Here is a 6885-nt window from a genome sequence, read left to right as displayed (position 1 = left end):
CAACTCCCGCGCCAACCCCTGAACCTGCACCCGCGCCAACTCCCGCGCCAACCCCTGAACCTGCACCCGCGCCAACTCCCGCACCCGCGCCAACTCCCGAACCTACCCCAAGTAACTGGCAAATTTTGGTCTTGAACGATCGCCCAGTCAGCGATCGCGACATTCCCGACAATCCCCCGCAACTCATCCAGGCTTCAGGCCAAACCATCCCCAGAGATCAGGCCCCCTCAGACTTAGCCCCCGGAACCCGACTACAAGTGCGCCTGATCATTGACAGAGATGGACGGGCCGAAGTGGGATTTGTCCTCAAACAACCCGGAGATCAACGATTAGGACCAGATTACGAACGATTTGCCCAGGCGATCGTCAATAATTGGCGATTTAGCCCAGCCAGCAACGACGAAGCTGGCCCCGTCATGTCTAACCTCGATGTCGACGTGCAGATCCAGTCTCCCTAACCCAGCCACAAAAAAACTGGGAAAAACCCTTGCATTTTTTCCCAACTGTGCTATTGTAGTTAAGGTGCAAAACCACGCGGGCATAGTTTAGTGGTAAAACCTTAGCCTTCCAAGCTAATGATGTGGGTTCGATTCCCACTGCCCGCTTTAATCGAATTAACGGACAGTTGAGAGTTTGAGGGATTCAGTCCCCCATAGACCAACCACCATTTCCGGCGATCGCCCGAAACGGTGGTTGGCGTTCAGGTTGCGAACAGGTCTAATCTTGTTTTTCCTCAAAATCCAACGCCGCTGAGTTCATACAATACCGTAACCCCGTCGGTTTGGGGCCATCGTTAAACACATGGCCCAAATGCGCGTCACAGGTAGAACACAGGACTTCAGTCCGCTTCATAAAGAAACTGAAATCGGATTTTTCAGTCACATTTTCCTCATTAATGGGAGCATAAAAGCTTGGCCAACCGGTTCCAGAATCAAACTTTGTCTCTGAAGTAAACAGAGGCGTACCACAACAGATACATTTGTAGGTTCCCGGTTTCTTGTTATCGTGGTACTCGCCGCTAAATGCCCGTTCTGTACCATGTTTGCGGGTTACTTTGTATTGTTCTGGGGTCAACTGCGCTTGCCATTCGGCATCAGTTTTTTGAACTTTGTTAACCATTTCTAAGCCTTAGGAAAGTGACATGATAGGATGATCTATTAGTTAGACCTTAACACATATTTACAAACGGATCATCCCCCACATGAGTCTCTGGCCATCCCCAACCCGGTAGGGCTAGGGCGCATTCCCCCTCTTGCCTCTTGCCATCCCCTCCTGGGAGGGGTTAGGGGTGGGTTATGCCTCTTGCCTCTTGCCTTTTCCCCCCTGTTCCCTGTTCCCTATTCCCTGTTCCCTTCTCCCCCATGCTAGACCACGAACAAACCCTCCTAAAGCGAGTTGGACTGATTGACGAGGCGATCGCCGATCGCCGGGCCGTCCGTCAGGCCCTCTATGCCATCACCCCTCACTGTGACTATCAAATCTTCGGGATCTGTGCCGACAGTAGCCAGGAGGCGATCGCCGCCCTCAACCGCTACACCGATGTATTAGGATATCCTCGCGCCCCCGAACTCGATGCGATCGCCGGGGCCGTCTATCTCAAATATAATCCTCGTACCGACCTCTGTTACCTCAACAGCTACGAGGGCAACGAACGAGGCGTTCTCATCTCTTGCCAGTCCGTCTATGACGATGGCATTCGAGACACCTACGGCCATTTTCCCTTAGATCTATTTGACGACATCTCCCCAGAAGAGATTCCCGAGGAGATTCCCTCAAAACTGCATTCATAACAGTTTTGAGAGAGTAGACATTTTAGAGAGATCAACCTGTGAACATTGCAATTCTCGGCTGTGGCTATGTCGGCATGGCAGCGGCCCGCCATTGGCAAGCCGCCGGCCATCACGTCACCGCCACCACCACCAGTTCCGAACGAGTGTCCGAACTTGAGGCGATCGCCTCCCGCGTCGAACTCGTCCAAGGCAACAACCCTGACGACCTCAAACGGCTATTACAGGGACAAGATACCCTAGTGATGAGTGTCGCCAGTAAAGGGCGGGCCTCCTACCAAAGCGTCTATCTGGACACCGCCAAAACCCTTGTGTCCGTTCTCCCTGAGGTCCCCCAACTGCGGCAGATTATCTATACCGGCAGTGGTAGCGTCTATGGCAACTGGGGAGGCGGTTGGGTGAACGAAACCACCCCTCCCCAACCGACGATGGAGAATTACGAGATTTTAGTCGAGACGGAACAAACCCTCTTAAACGCCGCGAACGATGACTTGCGAGTTTGTATCCTCCGCCTAGGAGGGATTTATGGCCCCGGCCGGGAGATCGATCGCATCTACCGCCATTGGGCCGGACAAACTCGCCCAGGAGATGGATCTCGCCCCAGTAATTGGATTCACCTCGATGATATTGTCGGGGCCATGGCCTTTGCCCAAGATCAGGGTCTTGCGGGGATTTATAATCTTGTCGACGACGACCACCCGCCAACCCGAGAGGTGGTTGAGGCGGTCTGTCAAACCTATCAGTTGCCCCCCGTCACCTGGGATGGGTCCGAACCGGCGACCGTTCGCTATAGCGGTAAACTCTCCAACCAGAAAATTAAGGATGCCGGCTATGAGTTGATTCATCCTCATCGCATCATTTAGAGACATGGTGGCTTTGGACAAACCCATCGGCCAGGCGGCTGGTTTACGATTTATCGAGGCCGCCATTGCCCGCGATCGCATTGCCCCGGCCTATCTTTTCGTCGGGGCTGAGGGAATTGGCCGGGCGATCGCGGCCCGCTATTTTGCCCGACAACTCCTCAAGACCTCTCGGCCGGATTTGGGCAATCATCCCGACTTTCTTCAGGTTGAACCCACCTATCTCGACAAAAAAGAACTCTATACCGTCAGCCAGGCCCGCGAGAGGGGACTCAAACGCAAATCACCGCCGCAAATCCGTCTGCAACAAATTCGCGATCTGAGTCAGTTTCTGGCCAACCCTCCCTTAGAAGCCTCTCGCAAAGTCATTATCATCGAACAGGCTGAACGAATGGCTGAAGCCGCCGCCAACGGACTGCTGAAAACCTTAGAAGAACCCGGACGGGCCACGTTAATCCTGATTGCCCCATCCTCCGAGAGTTTGTTGCCCACACTGGTTTCTCGCTGTCAGCGGATTCCCTTTTCTCGTCTCTCGGGGGAGGAGATGGCCCAGGTGTTGCAGATGACGGGACATGGGGAAATACTTAACCATCCGGCTATCTTGGCGATCGCCCAGGGAAGTCCGGGAGTCGCCATTGCCGCTTGGGACCAACAACAGGCTATTCCCGCCGAATTGCTAGAGAAAGTCCATCAGTATCCCAGAAGTTTACGGGAGGCTTTGCAGTTAGCCAAGGAGATTAGTCACACCCTGGACACCCCCGAACAACTTTGGTTACTTGACTATCTCCAACAAGCCTATTGGCGGTCTAGTGGCGGGAGTCTCTCTCCGACTGTGTTACAACCGTTAGAAGATGCCCGACGGCATCTAAATCGCTTTGTGCAGCCACGTCTAGTCTGGGAAGTGACTTTGATGCAGTTGGCTGAGGCGATCGCCGTCAGTTAGGCCGCGTTAGTTAGGCCGCGTTAGTTAAGCCGCAATGAGGCTTCGGGCATCTGGCTGCATCACTAACCAATGTTTGGAAGCATCCAAAAACAGGCGATTTTGGCGTTTGAACTCCCCTAAAATGCGGGTTACGGTGACGCGATTGACACCGATCGCATTGGCTAAGTCTTGGTGAGTCAGCCTGGCTTTAAGGCGAACGCCGTCGGCCGTCGGTTGTCCCATTTCTCGGATGAGTAAGCGTAGTAAGTTTTCCAGGCGATCGCTGGACCGTTTCTGGGCGGTAATACTCAACAAATATTCTAATTGATAGAGTCGCTTGGCTTTCTGTTGAATAAACGTGTAGCCAAGTTGAGGACTACGTTCAATTTCATCGAGGGGATACCACGTCATCATCACCCGAGATAGGGCCTTCATTTGATGATTATGACGAGCGGTTAATCCTTCTCCTAACCACATCGAAGGACCCACCCAGCCCAGGACTCGTTCTTCGCCCATAGCCATGTAGGTATTCAGTTGAACCCAGCCTTGGCAAACTTGCCAAATTCCAGTGGTTGATTGCGGTAATAGGTCGCCGCGATCGTAAATACGACTCGTTCGATGACGCATGACGGTCGATTGCATAATTTCCTCCCCGTGGGGTGTGTGCCAGCCAGGACTCGGAGACTAATACGATTTCTCCAACTAGCCCTTGGGTCACAGAATAGGGAGTCAACGTTAAATTCCCGTAAAGATTAGGCAAAGTTTAGGAATAGCCTAGCCATATCGGTCTCGACTGTTGTAACATCTTTTGACTCGTTATGGGTAGTCTTTGATGAATTTAAGCTGAAAAATGCTTTAAAATGAAGACTATAGCACTGAGAAACGAGGAGATAAACTCTCCAAGATTCTCTTGGCCTACCTAGTGATTGACCCGAAACGTTTACTGTTCATTGGAACCTAATGCGATGCGAACGATTCCTTGGGATGAGTCTTTGCGAGTTGGAATTGATACGATTGACAAGCAACATCAACAATTGATTGAACATCTCAATCTCTTGATGATCGCGTTGCAAGAAAATAAAGGCAAGTCAGAAATCGAAAAAATCATCAAGTTTTTGGATCGATATATTGCACTTCATTTTGGTTTTGAAGAAAACTGCATGAATGCCTATCAATGCCCAATTGCCTGTAAAAACAAAGACGCTCATGCCTATTTTCGGCAAACCTTTGAGGAGATTAAAGGTCAATTCCGTCAAGAAGGTGCAAGTCTTTCGTTGGTTCTGAAAGTTAACCAAAAGCTTCTAGATTGGTTTATTAACCATATTCGCAAAATTGATATGCAGCTCAAACCCTATACACATAGCTAACAGCCAGGGTCGTGACGGATTGTGTTAAGTGTTGATGGCAAATGACGACAGGTTCAATTACGATAACTTCTATGATGCGTGTATTGGCGATCGCCCTCACCCTACCCCTCAGCCTCTCCCTGGCCAGCGTTCTCCTGACCAGTCCCGCCCAGACTGAGACCCCATCGTGTCCTACCGCCGCCCGCGATACGCCCTGGGGCGAGTGTTACCGGGACTTACGCCAGGGACTAGCCAACTCAGCGGTCTCACTCTACCGTATGGGAGTCTTGGCCCAATCGTCTCAACCGGCAACCGATGCAGACTTGGCGATGATTCCCTTTGAAACCGAAATCCAAGGCAACTACAGTGGACTGAATGAGTCTTTTGAGAAGCACATTACGGATGAATCAGACTGGGAGCGTTTTTGGCAACAACTTCAGGGGAACACCTCTCCAGCGGCCGACATTCCCGAGATTGACTTTGAGCAGTATAGTCTAATTGCCGTGGGATTGGGCGATCGCCCCGATGGGTCCTACGGCGTTGAGATTGACCAAGTACGGCGCGAAGATAACCGCCTGATTGTGGACTATCTCGAAACTCGTAGTTGTGGCATGGCGACCATGGCCATTACGCAACCCTATCAAATCATTCGCATCGAACGCACCCGTCTTCCGGTGAGTTTCCAGCATCATCAGGCCCCTCGGGACTGTTAACCCTTGCGAGAACCTGGAATAATGGGATCGATGCCAACACCGCAATGCCATTATTCCTATGAGTAGCCCAAAAATCATCGTTCTCGACGACGATCCCACCGGTTCCCAGACGGTTCACAGTTGTCTCTTGCTAACCCAATGGGATGTCGAGACCTTAAAACTGGGACTCGTGGATGAGGCGCCGATTTTCTTCATCCTCACCAATACTCGCGCCTTGGCCCCCGAAGCGGCCCGTCAGGTGACTTGTGAGGTCTGTCAGAATCTCAAGACGGCGATCGCTCAAGTGGGGATTGACGATTTCCTCGTGGTCAGTCGCTCCGACTCCACCCTACGGGGTCATTATCCCATTGAAACCGATGCGATCGCCCAAGAACTCGGCTCCTTTGACGCTCATTTCCTCACCCCCGCCTTCTTTGAGGGAGGACGCATCACCCGCGACAGCATCCATTATCTCCATGTAGACGGACAACCGGTTCCCGTCCATGAAACCGAATTTGCCCGCGACTCCGTTTTTGGCTATCACCACAGCTATCTCCCCGACTATGTCGCCGAGAAAACCCAGGGAACCATTGCCGCTGAGGCCGTGGAACGATTTACCCTAGAGGACGTGCGATCGGGCTGTTTCGAGCGGTTAATGGCCTTAGAAAACAACACCTGTGGCGTCGTGGATGCCGAAACCCAAACCGATTTAGACCAATTCGCCGCCGACATCCTCAAAGCCGCCAGTCAAGGAAAACGCTTTCTCTTCCGCAGTGCGGCTAGCCTTCTCACCTCCCTAGCCAATCTCGGCCCCCAACCCATCGCCGCCGAAGATATGACCCAATATGTGCGGGGTGGCAAACCGGGGGCTGTTTTGGTGGGATCTCATGTCAAGAAAACCACCCAACAACTCCAGCATCTGTTACAAGAAACAGGAGTGACTGGGGTGGAAGTGGATGTTAGCCACCTGGTTGACGAGTCTCCCCAACAGCGAGAGGCGTTGTTGACGGGAGTTTTAGAGAAAGTGCAAGAGAGTTGGGCCAGCGGCCAAACTCCGGTTATCTATACCAGTCGTGAAGAATTGCAATTTCCCGACCGCGATACCCGTCTCAAGTTCGGCGTTGCGGTGTCTCAATTACTCATGGATGTGGTGCGAGGGTTACCGCCGGAATTGGGCTTCCTGATTAGTAAAGGGGGCATTACGTCCAACGATGTCTTAAGTCAGGGGTTGGCCCTGCGCACAGCTAAACTCTTGGGACAAATTCTGGCTGGCTGTTC

General features: G+C 52.2%; 9 protein-coding genes and 1 tRNA gene. 8 read left to right on the top strand and 2 right to left on the bottom strand.

The window, feature by feature from the left end; genetic code table 11:
* The first annotated feature begins 131 nt into the window (after positions 1–131).
* Together R6U67_RS03875 and R6U67_RS03870 are read left to right on the top strand one after the other, a co-directional pair.
* A complete protein-coding gene (locus R6U67_RS03875) occupies positions 132–458 on the top strand; it encodes an energy transducer TonB (RefSeq protein WP_410251337.1) in 327 nt (108 codons plus the stop codon).
* 76 nt (positions 459–534) lie between these two features.
* Positions 535–605: transfer RNA gene (locus R6U67_RS03870), tRNA-Gly, on the top strand.
* 112 nt (positions 606–717) lie between these two features.
* On the opposite strand, the gene msrB is transcribed toward R6U67_RS03870, so the two are convergent.
* The gene (msrB, locus tag R6U67_RS03865) at positions 718–1119 is read right to left on the bottom strand and encodes a peptide-methionine (R)-S-oxide reductase MsrB (RefSeq protein WP_410251336.1); all 402 of its coding nucleotides are present in this window, start codon (positions 1117–1119) and stop codon (positions 718–720) included.
* A 242-nt stretch (positions 1120–1361) separates the two neighbouring features.
* Between msrB and R6U67_RS03860 the strand changes: the two genes are divergently transcribed.
* From R6U67_RS03860 to R6U67_RS03850, 3 genes are read left to right on the top strand one after another with little or no spacing between them, the layout of a single operon-like run.
* A complete protein-coding gene (locus R6U67_RS03860) occupies positions 1362–1790 on the top strand; it encodes a DUF1824 family protein (RefSeq protein WP_410251335.1) in 429 nt (142 codons plus the stop codon).
* Positions 1791–1828: 38 nt separating this feature from the next.
* Positions 1829–2650: an SDR family oxidoreductase gene (locus R6U67_RS03855; RefSeq protein WP_410251334.1), complete on the top strand. Its 822-nt coding sequence runs from the start codon at positions 1829–1831 to the stop codon at positions 2648–2650.
* A 4-nt stretch (positions 2651–2654) separates the two neighbouring features.
* Positions 2655–3590 carry a DNA polymerase III subunit delta' gene (locus R6U67_RS03850; protein WP_410251333.1) on the top strand — a complete coding sequence of 312 codons (936 nt, stop codon included), beginning with the start codon at positions 2655–2657 and terminating at the stop codon, positions 3588–3590.
* Positions 3591–3614: 24 nt separating this feature from the next.
* Here the strand turns inward: R6U67_RS03850 and R6U67_RS03845 are convergent, their stop codons facing one another.
* Entirely contained in the window at positions 3615–4211 is a 597-nt protein-coding gene (locus R6U67_RS03845; RefSeq protein WP_410251332.1) for a Crp/Fnr family transcriptional regulator, read from the bottom strand.
* Positions 4212–4534: 323 nt separating this feature from the next.
* Here R6U67_RS03845 and R6U67_RS03840 point away from each other — a divergent pair, with 323 nt between their 5' ends.
* The 3 genes from R6U67_RS03840 to R6U67_RS03830 form a co-directional block, all read left to right on the top strand.
* The gene (locus R6U67_RS03840; RefSeq protein ID WP_410251331.1) at positions 4535–4936 is read left to right on the top strand and encodes a bacteriohemerythrin; all 402 of its coding nucleotides are present in this window, start codon (positions 4535–4537) and stop codon (positions 4934–4936) included.
* Between the two features lie 71 nt (positions 4937–5007).
* A complete protein-coding gene (locus R6U67_RS03835; RefSeq protein ID WP_410251330.1) occupies positions 5008–5628 on the top strand; it encodes a protease complex subunit PrcB family protein in 621 nt (206 codons plus the stop codon).
* A gap of 58 nt (positions 5629–5686) precedes the next feature.
* The coding region (locus R6U67_RS03830; RefSeq protein ID WP_410251329.1) for a four-carbon acid sugar kinase family protein at positions 5687–6885 on the top strand (1199 nt) is incomplete at its 3' end.

Source organism: Sodalinema sp., from assembly GCF_046483825.1.
GTDB lineage: Bacteria > Cyanobacteriota > Cyanobacteriia > Cyanobacteriales > Geitlerinemataceae > Sodalinema.
Note: the sequence above shows the minus strand (reverse complement) of the source record. Positions and strands in the feature narration are given on the sequence as shown.

Bases quoted from the DNA above. Each gene is read 5' to 3' on its own strand.
- msrB (WP_410251336.1), bottom strand. From the start codon at position 1,119: ATGGTTAACAAAGTTCAAAAAACTGATGCCGAATGGCAAGCGCAGTTG.
- R6U67_RS03860 (WP_410251335.1), top strand. From the start codon at position 1,362: ATGCTAGACCACGAACAAACCCTCCTAAAGCGAGTTGGACTGATTGAC.
- R6U67_RS03850 (WP_410251333.1), top strand. From the start codon at position 2,655: ATGGTGGCTTTGGACAAACCCATCGGCCAGGCGGCTGGTTTACGATTT.
- R6U67_RS03845 (WP_410251332.1), bottom strand. From the start codon at position 4,211: ATGCAATCGACCGTCATGCGTCATCGAACGAGTCGTATTTACGATCGC.
- R6U67_RS03840 (WP_410251331.1), top strand. From the start codon at position 4,535: ATGCGAACGATTCCTTGGGATGAGTCTTTGCGAGTTGGAATTGATACG.
- R6U67_RS03835 (WP_410251330.1), top strand. From the start codon at position 5,008: ATGATGCGTGTATTGGCGATCGCCCTCACCCTACCCCTCAGCCTCTCC.